Annotated in this window: 13 protein-coding genes; 3 read left to right on the top strand and 10 right to left on the bottom strand. The window is 36.4% G+C overall.

The window, feature by feature from the left end; translation table 11 throughout:
• Nucleotides 1-79: 79 nt before the first annotated feature.
• Together NSS74_RS06340 and NSS74_RS06335 are read right to left on the bottom strand one after the other, a co-directional pair.
• Nucleotides 80-1,648, bottom strand: coding sequence for an FMN-binding glutamate synthase family protein (locus NSS74_RS06340; protein WP_002142738.1), 1,569 nt, complete (start codon nucleotides 1,646-1,648; stop codon nucleotides 80-82).
• A gap of 67 nt (nucleotides 1,649-1,715) precedes the next feature.
• Entirely contained in the window at nucleotides 1,716-2,843 is a 1,128-nt protein-coding gene (locus NSS74_RS06335) for an alkene reductase (protein WP_002142739.1), read from the bottom strand.
• A 432-nt stretch (nucleotides 2,844-3,275) separates the two neighbouring features.
• On the opposite strand from NSS74_RS06335, the gene NSS74_RS06330 reads away from it, so the two are divergent.
• On the top strand, nucleotides 3,276-4,370 hold the full coding sequence (locus NSS74_RS06330; protein WP_002142740.1) for an NAD(P)-dependent alcohol dehydrogenase: 1,095 nt from the start codon (nucleotides 3,276-3,278) through the stop codon (nucleotides 4,368-4,370).
• A gap of 538 nt (nucleotides 4,371-4,908) precedes the next feature.
• Here the strand turns inward: NSS74_RS06330 and NSS74_RS06325 are convergent.
• The 6 genes from NSS74_RS06325 to hutP form a co-directional block, all read right to left on the bottom strand.
• Nucleotides 4,909-5,370, bottom strand: a complete 462-nt coding sequence (locus NSS74_RS06325) for a CarD family transcriptional regulator (RefSeq protein ID WP_170935206.1) — start codon at nucleotides 5,368-5,370, stop codon at nucleotides 4,909-4,911.
• Between the two features lie 292 nt (nucleotides 5,371-5,662).
• Nucleotides 5,663-6,634 carry a formimidoylglutamase gene (gene hutG / locus NSS74_RS06320; protein ID WP_012261420.1) on the bottom strand — a complete coding sequence of 324 codons (972 nt, stop codon included), beginning with the start codon at nucleotides 6,632-6,634 and terminating at the stop codon, nucleotides 5,663-5,665.
• The gene (hutI, locus tag NSS74_RS06315; protein WP_012261421.1) at nucleotides 6,613-7,884 is read right to left on the bottom strand and encodes an imidazolonepropionase; all 1,272 of its coding nucleotides are present in this window, start codon (nucleotides 7,882-7,884) and stop codon (nucleotides 6,613-6,615) included. Before hutI ends, hutG begins: the two co-directional genes overlap by 22 nt.
• A 12-nt stretch (nucleotides 7,885-7,896) precedes the next feature.
• Complete coding sequence (gene hutU, locus NSS74_RS06310; protein ID WP_002033512.1) at nucleotides 7,897-9,555, bottom strand: urocanate hydratase; 1,659 nt, start codon at nucleotides 9,553-9,555, stop codon at nucleotides 7,897-7,899.
• A 23-nt stretch (nucleotides 9,556-9,578) separates the two neighbouring features.
• Nucleotides 9,579-11,096 (bottom strand): histidine ammonia-lyase, encoded by a 1,518-nt coding sequence (gene hutH / locus NSS74_RS06305; RefSeq protein ID WP_002033511.1) that lies wholly within the window; start codon nucleotides 11,094-11,096, stop codon nucleotides 9,579-9,581.
• A 102-nt stretch (nucleotides 11,097-11,198) separates the two neighbouring features.
• Nucleotides 11,199-11,639 (bottom strand): hut operon transcriptional regulator HutP, encoded by a 441-nt coding sequence (gene hutP, locus NSS74_RS06300; RefSeq protein WP_000926519.1) that lies wholly within the window; start codon nucleotides 11,637-11,639, stop codon nucleotides 11,199-11,201.
• A 181-nt stretch (nucleotides 11,640-11,820) separates the two neighbouring features.
• On the opposite strand from hutP, the gene NSS74_RS06295 reads away from it, so the two are divergent.
• Nucleotides 11,821-12,789, top strand: a complete 969-nt coding sequence (locus NSS74_RS06295) for a class I SAM-dependent methyltransferase (RefSeq protein ID WP_085960791.1) — start codon at nucleotides 11,821-11,823, stop codon at nucleotides 12,787-12,789.
• A gap of 13 nt (nucleotides 12,790-12,802) precedes the next feature.
• Here the strand turns inward: NSS74_RS06295 and NSS74_RS06290 are convergent, their stop codons facing one another.
• Together NSS74_RS06290 and NSS74_RS06285 are read right to left on the bottom strand one after the other, a co-directional pair.
• Nucleotides 12,803-13,375: a DJ-1/PfpI family protein gene (locus tag NSS74_RS06290; protein ID WP_002142744.1), complete on the bottom strand. Its 573-nt coding sequence runs from the start codon at nucleotides 13,373-13,375 to the stop codon at nucleotides 12,803-12,805.
• Nucleotides 13,372-13,950 carry an AAA family ATPase gene (locus tag NSS74_RS06285; RefSeq protein WP_002128548.1) on the bottom strand — a complete coding sequence of 193 codons (579 nt, stop codon included), beginning with the start codon at nucleotides 13,948-13,950 and terminating at the stop codon, nucleotides 13,372-13,374. The genes NSS74_RS06290 and NSS74_RS06285 overlap by 4 nt, the downstream gene beginning before the upstream one ends.
• 253 nt (nucleotides 13,951-14,203) lie before the next feature.
• On the opposite strand from NSS74_RS06285, the gene NSS74_RS06280 reads away from it, so the two are divergent.
• Entirely contained in the window at nucleotides 14,204-14,500 is a 297-nt protein-coding gene (locus NSS74_RS06280) for a hypothetical protein (protein ID WP_002033506.1), read from the top strand.
• Nucleotides 14,501-14,571 lie beyond the last annotated feature (71 nt).

Raw genomic sequence — 14,571 nt, 5'->3', positions numbered from 1 at the left:
ATTCGTTTATTAGTTGAATTTTAAAAGAAAAAAGCCATACGAATGTATGACTTTTAATTTATTAAACATAGCTTATCTTCTATTTACTAGTAGGAAACAATTCTGAAAGAGGAACTATCCGCCCCACCTCATCTTTAAACACAATATGCTCTCTCGTTAAATGGCGCGGGCTCTTTACTCCCGCTGCTGCCGCAAGTGAGAACAAACTATATCTCATACTAATAACATAGTTCATTACTCGCCATTTTTTCTCATACGGATCTAATGCTTTTTGGTAGTGTGGATTCGTAGTTGCAACCCCCGATGGGCATTGCCCTGAATTACATTGAAGTGCCATAATACAACCGCTTGCCATCATAAATCCGCGTGCTGAATTTACGGCATCTGCACCGATAGCTAAAGCAATCGCCACTTTATCTGGCGTGATTAATTTCCCGGAGGCAAACACCTTTAATTTATTCCTGACACCGTAATGATTTGCTGTATCAATAAATGTAAGTAATGCCGGTATAAGCGGAAGCCCCATACTATCTGCCATCGATTTATATGTTGCCCCTGATCCACCTTCTGAACCGTCGATTGTAATAAAATCTGGATAGATGTTTAATTCTTTCATTGCTTTTAATAAATCTTCCAAAGGCTTTTGTTGACCAATTACAATTTTCATGCCCACTGGTTTACCACCGTTTTCTTGTAAATCTTGAATAAAATATAAAGCCTCTGCGGCACTACTAATAAATGAAAAACGATTTGGTGAATTAATCGTTTCTCCTTCTCGTACTTTCCGAACGGAAGCGATTTTCTCATTTACCTTCTGTCCTTCTAAATGACCACCACGTATTTTTGCTCCTTGCCCAAATTTCAATTCAAACGCTTTAATATTACTTTCTTTCGCCTTCTCCATAAATTCCTTCATCGAAAAATCCCCGTCCTCGTCACGGTATCCAAATAATCCCGGACCAATTTGGGCAATGATATTTGCACCGGTATGTAAATGTTCCGGTATTACACCACCTTCCCCCGTATTAATCCACGAACCGCCAGCCATCTTCGCGCCAAATCCACTTGCCAAAATATAATTTTCGCCAATCGCACCGTAAGAAGTTGCTGATGCGCCAAACATGCCATACAGTTTCCACGGATATTTGCGGTTTTCACCGACGATAATTGCATCGTCTTCTTCATATAACCAAAGATTCGTTGTATCCGCTGTCAATTTTTCTCTTCGTGAAAATAACCCTTCTTTATGAATCACATACTTTTTCCCTTCACGTTCTTTCGTTACATTCACACTTAATTCATCTGTTAATTTCGGAAATAATGTATTAGCGATATAATATCCAGATGCATCAAAATCTCGTTTTGATCCAAAACCGAGTATTTCTGAACGGTATTTTGCTAGAAACATTACACTTTGAAAATCATAACGTGAAAAGGGCTTTCCATCCGTATCATGATCAAACCAATATTGCCTAAATTCCGGTCCTATCTTTTCAAGTAAATAACGCATCCTTCCTAAGTATGGATGTAACTTTAATATAGAATGATGCGTCCGTTTTTTAATAAAAAATGTAATAATAAAAAAAATGATTAATAGTAACATCAATAAGAGCAATATACTAATAATAACGAGTAGCGTTTCACTCATCCCGCTTCCTCCTATGAAAATCCATAATAAAAGGAGAACACCTGATGTGTTCTCCTTTTATCTTTATTCAAATTAATGTAGCAAGATGCTCTTTCGCGTCATATTCAACCAAATTTTCAGCATTTTTAATTCGCTGAACAAAATCTGGATTAGCGATTAATGGTCTTCCGAACGCCGCTACATCAATTGTTCCTTCTTGCAGTGCTTCTTCTGCCTCTTTCGGATTCAAATTACCTACTCCTACGATAGTACTATCCCAATACTTTCTTACTAATTGATGAAAATTCTTACCGTCAGCAATAACTTGCGTATAATTCATCGTTGAAGGGTGAATCATCGTTAATCCAACTTCTTTAAACATATTTACAAACGTTTCAATTGCAAGTTCAGGATGTTCCCACATATAAGTAGGATTATCACCTTTAAAGGCAGAGAAGCGAAGAAGCGTTTTATCAGCTCCAACTGCTTCAATTACAGCCTGAACAACTTCTTTCATAAACGTTAACCTTTGTTTTAAGTCACCGCCGTATTTATCAGTACGTTTATTCGCAAATTCATAAGTAAATTGGTCAATTAAATATCCGTGTGCACCGTGAATTTCTACACCATCAAATCCAGCTTCGATTGCGTTTTTTGCAGCCTGTGCATATTGATCGACAACTTCTTTTATTTCTTCTATTGTCATTGCTTCTGGTGTATCAAACGGTTTACGAAAACGCGGAACATTACCCTCCGCAGCAATAGCAGACGGTGCTTGCGGCATTTGACCACCAATTATTTCGTGATGACTCATACGTCCAACATGCCATATTTGAGCAATAATCGTTCCGCCTTCTTTATGTACTGCCTCTGTAACAGGTTTCCAAGAATCAATTTGCGCTTGTGTATAAATACCTGGTACTCCCGGATTCCCTTTTGCTCTCGGGCTAATGACAATTCCTTCTGTAATAATTAATCCAATCCCATCAGCAGCACGTTTTTGATAATACTCTACTACATCAGTACCAACTACCCCAGTCTCATTATTTGCAAAACATCTCGTCATCGGTGCCATCGCTATGCGATTACGAAGAGACCAAGATCCAATTTGAATCGGATGAAATAACTTCGTTTCTTCAATATTTTCAAAAGACCCCCAAGCGTTTATATTTGTTCCTTCATAAATACTTGCCGCTTTATTATTTGAACTTGTCATTTTTCTTCCCCCTAAAAAAATCTAACTATAATCGCATCATACTTACTTTTAGATAGTAACGTCAATTTATACGCTCTTACGTAGGAATATTCGTATAATAAAACTAACCGTTTTTAACTTTAAGGATTCTGAAATTCAGGAATCTACTGTTTATTCTAATGCCCAGTAAGTGGATGAGGAAAATACTTATTAAGTGGATGTTTTCTTTTTTTCTAGTTTTATTACTATAGAATATATCGGTAATTAATTATTTAACTATTTACTAACCAAAAAGAACCTGTTTCCAATGTACTATGTTCAAACTTACACTAACGAGGTTTCAATAATTCATTTGTTTTTTAATTATACCAACGAAATTTTAGGAACTAATAAAAGACTCCTAGATAGTTGAAAGTATTTTTTCTTATTTAATTTTTAGAAAGAAGGATAACAATGAAAACAAAAGCTATCGTTTCTACACCCGAAAAAGATTTTAATATGCAAGAAGTATACTTAGACGAGATTAAAGACGATGAAGTATTAGTAAAAATTATCGCTTCGGGTATATGTCATACAGATGCAACAGTTTTAGACGGTACAATGCCAACACCAAAACCAGTTGTTTTAGGACATGAAGGTTCTGGTATTGTAGAAAAAGTGGGAAGTAATGTAACATCGGTTAAACCTGGTGACCATGTTGTACTTGGATTTTCTTACTGTGGTCATTGTGAAAATTGCTTAGATGGTAATGCTGCTGCTTGCGAAAATATGATTGAATTAAACTTCTCTGGAAAAAACAAACGCCATGTAACACCTATACACGATCTTAACAATAATGACATTTCTCAATTCTTCGGCCAATCTTCATTCGCATACCATGCCGTTGTTAATGAGAATAATACTGTAAAAGTACCAAAAGATGTTGATATACGTTTGTTAGGACCACTTGGTTGTGGAATTATGACTGGTAGCGGTACGATCCTAAATTCATTACAGCCAAAACCAGGTAGTAGCCTAGTTGTATTTGGAACCGGTGCTGTTGGCCTTAGTGGCTTAATGGCAGCTAAAATTGCTGGATGTACTACAATCATTGCCATTGATATTCATGATAGTCGTTTAGAATTAGCGAAGGAATTAGGCGCTACACACACGATTAATAGCTTAAACGAAGATCCAGTTGCCAAAATTAAAGAAATTACAAACGGTGGAGCTAATTACTCATTTGAAACAACTGGCGTAAATACTGTTACACTGCAATCCATTCAATGCTTACGAGTAAAAGGTACAATGGCAACTGTTGCTGTTGGTAAAAAGGATTTAACTTTAAACGTAACAAATGAAATTGTCGTAAAAGCTATTACAATTAAAGGGGTAGTTGAAGGTGATGCAGTACCGCAACTATTCATTCCAAAATTAATTAATTTCTATGAAAAAGGACTATTCCCATTCGATAAGTTTGTACAATTCTATTCTTTTGAAGAAATTGCTCAAGCATTTGAAGATTCTAAAACAGGAAAAACGATTAAACCTATTATCGTAATGGAGTAACATTTGTTTACTTTTTCCCGATAACTAACAAAACAAAAATATCCTGAAATGAAATAAATAAAATTAAAAAGGTTTCCTAAGTAGGAAACCTTTTTTAGTTGACCATATAAGGCTAACAATTCGTTTATCTCTTTTAAATAAAGAAAATAAACAATTATTATCTCCTCACATATGGAAAATCTCTTAACAATAGAAGTGGGAGTGGTTCAGTATTCTTCTAAAAATAATAACTTATATACCTAAAACAATGAAAGCCCTACCTCTCTTTCATCCTTACGGCTCCTCGTCCGTGCCAGTGTGAATCAGGATTGCAAAAATCAAGTAACTATTTTATCGAGTTATTTAATTAAACTTCGAACATTCGTAAAAGAAATTAAAAAATAAAAATGGATTAAATTGTAGTAATAACAAAAGAGGTTAATGCTCTAAAAGTGGTTTGAAAGAGTTGAATGTCTTTGAAATGATTGATTTTCTATAATTATATTCCCAAAAAATTCAAGATCTTTTTTGGGATGTAATACATTATCTACAATGAATCTTAACAAAAGCTTTTTATTTGATTTTCTGTGATACCTTCAATTAATCCCAGCTCACTAATCAAAAATTCATGTGCGTTATCTAACATTTTCTTTTCGCTTGCATTAAGTGCTTTTTCTTTCTGCATACGTAATAAATCACGTACAACTTCAGCACCTTCTTGTATTTTACCCGTTTTTATTTTATCAGTGTTTAATTTATACCTTTGTTTCCACGTAAGTAATCTATCTGATTCCCCATGCTGAAAAATATCTATTATGTTTGTTAATGCCTTTATATCTGTAACTGGTCGTATATTTGAACTCAATATTTTCCCCATAGGAATCATTACTTCCATATTACTAGCCGACATTTTTATAACATAATACTGTCTTTTTTCTCCTGAGATTTCCTTTTCTTCTATGGCTTTAATTATACCTGCTCCGTGCATTGGATAAACGATGTTATCGCCAATTTGAAACAAATAATCCACCTCCATATATGGTAACCTTCTCAATCTTAACACACATTTATTTTTTTAGCAAAATTTTTATAATATCACAAAATTATTTTCTATGTCAATTTATTTACACATAAAAATTCAAGCTGTACAGAAACACTAAAAAACCCGCGATTTTGTTACATTTCTACACCCATTTCCTCCAATTTTATATACCTTGTAAAACAAAAAAAACACATCACTACATATAAGTAGCGATGTATTTTTATATAATGACAAAAACGGTTGCTTCAAAACTTCACACACGATCCTTCGCTTATATACTAACCTGTTTACTAATCGTTTCTCGCGCTAAAAGAAAACTCATAATCACTTGCACAGCTACTCTACTCGTCATATCCCTAAAATCAAGAGTTGGATCAATTTCTACTATATCCATCCCTTGAACGAGTGGCTCTTTACCAAGGAATTCAATTGCATCAAGTAAAGTTGTACTATCCATCCCACCAGGGCCAATTGCTGGACAGCCCGGCGCAAACGCTTGGTCTAGTACGTCCATATCAAGAGAAATATAAATAGAAGTCACATCTTGTTTTCTTAATACTTCAATACTTTCTGAAATAAGATCTTTTATTTTTCGCTCTCTTACATCTTTCATTGTATACACTGTCACGCCATGCTCTTTTGCATATTCATGGTACGCTCGTGCATTTGAAAAATTACGAATCCCAATTTGAACGAGTTGTTTTCCTGTAATCACATCATTTTCTAGCAAACTACGGAACGGTGTACCATTTGATGGACCACCATCATCTAAATTACGTAAATCATGATGGGCATCAAATTGAATAATACCGACCTTCCCTTTACTATTTGCAAAACCAGTTATACTCGGAAAACTAATCGAGTGGTCACCACCAAGAACGATTGGTATCATTTTCGGATTTACTTTCGTCAAGTGACCAACTGTTTTCGCAATTCGGTTATGACTCTCTTTTATATCTGTCACATGCATCGTAATATCACCACAATCATGAAGAACACTTTCTTTCATATCGTGTTCTTCTGTAATTGCGTACGTGCTATATGCATCCAACATTGAACGAATTGTTTTTGGTGCAAAACATGCTCCTGAATGGCTAATAGATGGTTTAGAAAGGGGCGCTCCAATTAAGGCAGCACCGAATATTTCCACACCTTCCTCCCAATTTTTAATCATTTCGCTCCACTTCGTCACTTCACGATCGATAAACTTTGCATTTTTCTTTAAATAGTGGCCGTGCTCCACGATTGTTCACCTCTTGTATATGCGATATTCCCATTCTTCCATACTGTATTTACATGACTTACGCCGTAATGGTACGGTACATAAGCGTAATTATAAGCATCCCATAAAACTAAATCCGCCTTACGACCAACTCTAATTTTCCCAGCTACATCGCCTCGATTAATGGCATAAGATGAGTTCACTGTTACCGCATTCCAAACTTCTTCTGGTGTCATTTTCAGTTTCAGCATCGCAATGCTCATAATAAGCTGAATGTTTTCAGTTGGACAGCTACCTGGGTTAAAGTCTGTAGCTAAAGCAACTGCAACACCTTCATCAATCATTTTGCGGCCGCGTGCGAAGCTTTCTTTATTTAAATAGAAAGTTGTTCCTGGTAATAAAGTTGCTACTGTATTAGAATTCGCAAGCATTTCAATTCCTTTATCAGAAGCGCCAACTAAATGGTCCGCTGATGCTGCACCAATTTCAGCCGCTGCTTCCGCACCACCAAGAGGGTCGATTTCATCTGCATGAATTTTCACATCAAAGCCAAGCTCTTTCGCTTTTAATAAAAATTCTTTTGATTCTTCTACAGAGAACACACCTGTTTCGCAGAAAATATCAACGAACTCAGCTAATTGCTTCTCTTTCATTTCCGGTAATAAATCTAGCATCCATTGTAAAAATTCTTTCGATCTTCCTTTATACTCTTTCGGAACTGCATGAGCACCTAAAAATGTTGAAACTAAATCAATTGAATGCTCTTTTTGTAATTGTGCAGTTGCCTCTAATTGTTTCCATTCTGTCTCATCATCCAATCCGTAACCACTCTTCGCTTCTACAGTTGTAACTCCAAAAGATAGCATACGGTCTAAATGGAATTTAGCTTTTTGAACAAGTTCTTCTTTCGACGCTTGTTTCGTTGCATTTACAGTTGAAAGAATACCTCCACCTTGTTCTAAAATTTCCAAGTACGGAACTCCTTGTAGTTTTAGCGCGATTTCATTTTCACGAGATCCACCAAATACAAGATGAGTATGCGGATCAACAAGACCAGGAGAAACCATTTTCCCGTCGCAATCAATAACCTCTTTCGCTTGTAATCCTTTAGCTTCTTCCGCTGTTCCAACGAAAGTAACTACACCATTTTCAATTCCAACCGCACCGTTTTCAATAACAGGAAGCGTATTCATCGCTTCCCGTCTTAACAAGCCATCTTCTTGATCCATTGTTAGTAATTGACCGATATTTATTAGTAAAGTGTCCAGCATGTTTCTTCCTCCTTATTTCATCATTGGGATGTTAACGCCTTTTTCTTTCGCAGTTTGAACCGCTAAGTCATAGCCAGCATCAACGTGACGAACAACACCCATACCAGGGTCAGAAGTTAATACGCGTTCAATACGTTTTGCCGCTGCTTCTGTTCCATCTGCAACGATAACCATTCCAGCGTGAAGTGAATAACCCATACCAACGCCACCACCGTGATGAACAGACACCCAGCTTGCACCGTTTACACTGTTAATTAATGCATTTAAAATTGGCCAGTCTGCTACTGCATCACTACCGTCTTTCATAGATTCTGTTTCACGGTTTGGAGATGCTACTGATCCACAATCTAAATGGTCACGGCCGATAACGATCGGTGCTGATAATTCACCATTAGCCACCATTTCATTAATAATGCGGCCAAATTTCGCACGCTCGCCATAACCAAGCCAACAAATACGTGATGGAAGACCTTGGAACTCAACTTGCTGACGTGCCATACGAATCCAATTACATAAATGCTCATTATCCGCGAACTCGCGTAAAATAACTTCGTCTGTTTTATAAATATCTTCTGGATCACCAGAAAGTGCTACCCAGCGGAATGGTCCTTTTCCTTCACAGAATAATGGACGGATAAATGCTGGAACGAATCCCGGGAAATCGAAAGCATTTTTTAATCCTTCATCGAAAGCAACTTGGCGAATGTTATTTCCGTAATCAAATGTAATCGCGCCTTTTTCTTGCATTGCAAGCATTGCTTCTACATGTTTTTTCATACTTTCTTTTGATAATTGTACGTAACGTTCTGGATCTTCTTCACGAAGCTTCGCTGCTTCTTCTACTGTGTAACCTACTGGAATATAACCGTTTAATGGATCATGGGCAGAAGTTTGATCCGTAACTAAGTCAGGGATAATATTACGGTTTACTAACTCAGGTAAAATTTCTGCTGCATTACCTAATAATCCAATTGAAATAGGCTCTTTCTTCTCTTTATATTCGTTTGCAATAGCCAATGCTTCTTCTAATGATTCTGTATACTTATCACAATATCTCTTTTCAATACGACGATCGATACTACGCTTATCTACATCAATAGCAATTACAACACCGCCGTTCATCGTTACAGCAAGCGGTTGTGCGCCACCCATGCCACCTAAACCAGCAGTAATCGTTACAGTACCTTTTAATGAACCATCGAAATGTTGACGTGCCGCTTCACCAAATGTTTCATATGTTCCTTGTAAAATCCCTTGTGTCCCAATGTAAATCCAGCTACCCGCTGTCATTTGTCCGTACATCATAAGACCTTTTTTCTCTAGTTCACGGAAGTGATCCCAGTTCGCCCACTTCGGTACTAAGTTTGAGTTCGCTAAAAGAACGCGAGGCGCATCTTCATGTGATTTAAAAATTGCTACCGGTTTTCCTGATTGAACAAGTAACGTTTCATCGTTTTCTAACGTTTTTAATGAATCAACAATTGCATGGTAGCTTTCCCAATTACGAGCTGCACGGCCAATTCCGCCATATACAACTAATTCTTCTGGTTTTTCAGCTACTTCAGGATCTAAATTGTTCATTAACATTCGAAGTGCAGCTTCTTGAACCCATCCTTTCGTTTGTAACTCAGTACCTCTTGCCGCACGAATTGTTTGTTGTACTTTTTCCATTTCAATCTCTCCCTTTTCTCGTTTTATAGTGCTGCATTTACATCCAATCTTTCCTTTATTGAATAATTCGTTTTTAACCAATGCGCGATATTTTCAATATCCGTTGAGAATATACGGTCATTTGTAATAGATGGCACTTGCTGACGACCTTGATGATAGAACGTTTTTGTAACTGTACTCATGTTTTCAATTCCGCGATATTCTGCTGCTTGCATCGCACAGATCATCTCAATTGCAAGAACGCGTCTTGCATTTTGAATAATTTGATGCGCATGACGTGAAGCTATTGTTCCCATACTTACGTGATCTTCTTGGTTAGCTGAAGACGGAATTGAATCTACACTCGCTGGATGAGCTAACGTTTTATTTTCTGAAACGAGTGAAGCCGCTGCATATTGCATAATCATGGCACCTGATTGAAGTCCTGGTTCTGGACTTAAAAATGGTGGTAAGTCATTTAATTGCGGATTTACTAGGCGTTCAATACGGCGCTCTGAAATATTTGCAAGCTCCGCCATCCCTACTTTTAAGAAGTCCATTGCAAATGCAATTGGTTGTCCGTGGAAATTACCACCAGAGATTACTTTTTCACCGCCATCAAAAATAAGTGGATTATCTGTTGCTGCATTCATTTCAATTTCTAATTTTTCTTTCACATAATTTAAAACTTGCCAAGAAGCACCGTGAACTTGCGGGATACAACGAAGTGAATATGCATCTTGTACACGAAGTTCTCCTTGTTTTGTCACAAGTTTACTATCATGAAGAATATCACGAATTCTGCTTGCCACTTCGACTTGCTCTTTATAACCACGCGCTTTATGAACATTTTCATCGAATGCATCAATAATGCCGCGTAATCCTTCCATTGTCATCGATGCAATTAATTCTGATTGATAAGCACTTGCTTCAGCTTCTATATAAGAAAGAACCCCTTGCGCTGTCATTGCCTGCGTACCATTGATTAACGCAAGACCTTCTTTTGCTTCAAGTTCAATAGGTTCAAGTCCTTCTTCTGTAAGAGCAACCATCGCATGAACTCGTTTTCCTTTGTAGAACACTTCACCTTCACCTAATAAAACGAGAGCAAGATGAGATAAAGGTGCTAAATCACCGCTCGCTCCTAGTGATCCTTGTTGCGGAACGACTGGATGAATTTTACGATTTACAAACTCAAGAAGCATGTTTACAACAAGTGGTCTAACACCCGATACTCCTTTTAACATCGTATTAGCTCGTAAAATCAACATACCGCGTGATACTTCTTCAGGGAATGGATCGCCTATTCCGCACGCATGTGACTGAATTAAGTTGTGTTGAAGTGCTTTTACATCATCTTTTTGAATAAGTACATCACTAAACTTTCCAAATCCAGTTGTAATACCGTAAACGACTTTTCCGTCCTCTACAATTTTCTCGACAACTTCGCGGCACTCTGCCACTTTTTGCATACTAGTTGGGCAAGCTGTTACACCTTCACCTTCAAGTAACAACCTCTTCATTTCTTCAACTGTCAATGTGTGTCCTGTTAACGTAATCATTCTTTTTCCTCCTTATAAAGGCAAAAGGGGACCTTATCTTTTTAAGACAGACTTCTGTCCTAAAAAATAAGGCCCCCTTCTAACTAATAGACTATGGGCAAATCATATGTGATTAATTCCTAAACCAATCGCCTCATGCTCAGATCCTTTTACAGGTGCACCAATCGTTCCATAAAGTGCAACAGCAACCCATTCGCCTTCTTTTTTTCCGTCGTATGGTGTACCGCGCACAATCGCAAAGCGAAGTCCTACTGTACGAAGAACGTCTGCTAACTGAATTTGACCTCTCGTCACTCCGTACAAAGCTTCCATAATTGCATGATAAAGTGCATGTGTTTCTCTGTAAACATCTGTTTCAATAACTCGGTTGCTCTTAGCCGCTGTTTCCATTGCTGCTACTACTTTTTGCGAATTCATAGAACCAACTTTCCCAGTACAATATTTCCAACCTTTCGGAATAGATAATACGGGACTTTCATTCTCATCCGCAAGTGCCAACAGCATGGCCATACGACCAATTCGATGTGTTCCTTGAAGAAGCATGTGACTCTCTCATTTCTTTTGAATTATTTGAATATTACTTAATTTAAGAATATATGAAAACGGTTAAATCGTCAATAGTTTAAAATATTATTCAAGCAATTTTTTATCCCTCTCATACTTGTACTTGTGTACACAATTTATTTACAGATTTTTTTCAGACGTGCTATAGTCTCACTAACAGATGCAAAGGGGCGAAATTTCAGTGGCGAAGCGAAAAGATATTCATTTTCGAATTGAAGAAAAATTACTTACAAGGTTTGAAGACGCACTCCATTACGAAGGTTTAAATAAAACAGATGTATTAACACATGCGATTCAGCAATTTTGCATAAAGGTGGAATGTGAAAAAATGAATGATGTAAAACGCCAATACAACGTAAGTAACCATTTACAAACACGTATCGATACGCATAAACATTACGAAGAAAAACAAGTGAATGTAGATGAAGTCGTCATTGAACATTTACAACTCCAAGGTGAAGAAAAAATATTAGAGGTCGGGTGTGCTAACGGAAAATTTCTTTCCCTTTTGCAAACTAATGGTCATAAAGGACATCTAACTGGTTTTGATCAATCCGAAACTATGCTTTCTGAAGCTGCTATAACGAATAATATGATTGAATGGAAACTCGGTGACGCTAGTAAACTTCCTTTCGAAGCTAATTGTTATGACCTGCTAATCGCAAGGCATATGTTATACCACATGAAAGATGTCGAAAAAACTATTCAAGGATTCCATAAGATAATTCGTCCTGGCGGCGCCCTTTTAGCTACAACAAATTCTAAAGTTTCATTACCTCGTATAGATGAAATGTGTAACAAAATGTTAGTCACATTTGATTTACCGAAAACATCACCGTCAGTAGCTCCATTTTGTTTAGAAAATGGTAAAGATCTATTACACTCTGTTTTTTCAACTGTTGAAGAAACAATTATTCATAATGCACTTGTTTTTCATCATGCCACTCCAATCGTTAACTATATTTCTAGCATGTTCCCGTCGCTGAATATACCTGATAATATGTCCCTTCACACCGAAATGAAGGAATGGCTAAAAGAAGAAATAGAAAATGATTTATCATTTCATAACGGTATATGGCGCGATCCGAAAACGTTAGTTATTTATCGATGTAAAAAAGAAAAGAGCTAGCATTCGCTAGCTTTTACACGTTTTCCGGTAAAAGATTCTCCATCATTATATTGCCCTTTCCACTATAAAAATTTGTATTATGTTCATTCACTACTCCAAAATAGGAGGCAATCGCTAGTCCAAATGGCACAAATGCATGTCCTTGTGCTGTAATAATATTTGCGTGCTGTACAACTTCTGTATACACAAAATTTTCTACTGGAAAACAATCTAATTTTTGATAATCTATAGTCACTGTATAAGAGATTTCTTTTAGTAAACCTGCCCTTGCTAACGCATACGGTCCAGCACAAATCGCTGCCACTAATTTTCCTTGCTCAGAAAATTGACGAATAACTGAAAAAAGCAGTTTCGCCTCTTTCATATGTATTTCATCTCCGTCCGGAATGATAATCCCCTCATATTCTTCTACACGCACTTCACTTAATTCTATATGCGGCTGTACTTGTAAGCCTGTTTCACTTATAATCATTTCTTTTGTTAAACCCGCTGTAATGATTTCATATTTCTTTTTCAGCAATGCTGTTGCTACCGTTATTTCAAACTCTGCAAATGTCGGATATACGAATAATAATATTTTTTTCATAGCCTTTTCTCCCTTAGCCACCCTATAAAATATGCCTCTAATTCGTCCACTGATAATATATTAGTGTCCACATAAGTTACGGGAAATTGTTTATACCATTCTTTTTCAACTTCTACTAATTTAAATTGTTCCTCAAATGTACTTCGATTTCTTGTCCTATCATTATTTCTCCTATCATACAAACTCTCTTTCGAAACATCTAAATAAAAAATTGCATCCGAACGGCATTCTCTTAATTTATACAATTCATCTTTTAATTCTGTTTCTATACCCCACTCTTTCCCTATCATCTTCGGATAAAAGAGTGTATAAAATTCAATATCTTCTGGTCCACGATCAAAAATCACGACTGAGCTTTTCACATTTTGAAACTCTTTTATTTTTGCTTCAATAAACATTTTTTGATTTGTAATAAACCCCTCTTTTGAGTTCATATCTAAATGTAATTCTTTTCTTTTTTCTACAATTGGATATGGATTTTCGTATATAATTGAAAGCTCATATTGCTCTAACCTTTTTGCCAATGTTGTTTTCCCACTTGCCATCGGTCCTTGGAGTGAAATTACGTATGTCATCCCTCTCATTCCCTTGTACTGTATTACATGAATAATAAACAGAATTTTGAAAACTATCAACAAGATATATATCATCTTGTTTCTTATTCTTATCTAACTTATAATAAAAAATAGAGATTATGACGGACGCAAAATAATGTAAGCTTGGAAATCCAAGCTTACATTATTTTTTGCTTTCCCTTTTCTTATAAAAAGAGTATACTAGATTAGAACGTATGTTCTTAATAATTACATACAGTAAGGAGATAGAACAATGGTATACGACACAAAAGCAATTTCTTGGAATGCATCTTTAAAACAACTTCAACGCCGCTATACAAACAAACAAGTTGACCGAAAAGAATTTGAAGATATTGAACTGATGGAATTCTTCCGCGATAACGACTACATTCCTTTACCTACACATATAAGCGGCCTATCAACAACACGTTTTACTTCTTACTCTATTTTCACAACTGAAGATAAAGATCGTAAAGTTGGCACACTCATCATTGAATATGTAGAAAATGACAATGATATTTTATGTGTTGAACAACTATACTTCGTTTAAATCACAACGCTTGGTCAAAATGATCAAGCGTTCTTGCTTTCTATGAATCTCATTGCTTATAATATAAATAA

The sequence above is a fragment of the Bacillus sp. FSL E2-8868 genome, from assembly GCF_038005505.1.
GTDB classification, from domain to species: Bacteria; Bacillota; Bacilli; order Bacillales; family Bacillaceae_G; genus Bacillus_A; species Bacillus_A mycoides.
This window is presented reverse-complemented; position numbering and strand designations above follow the sequence as displayed.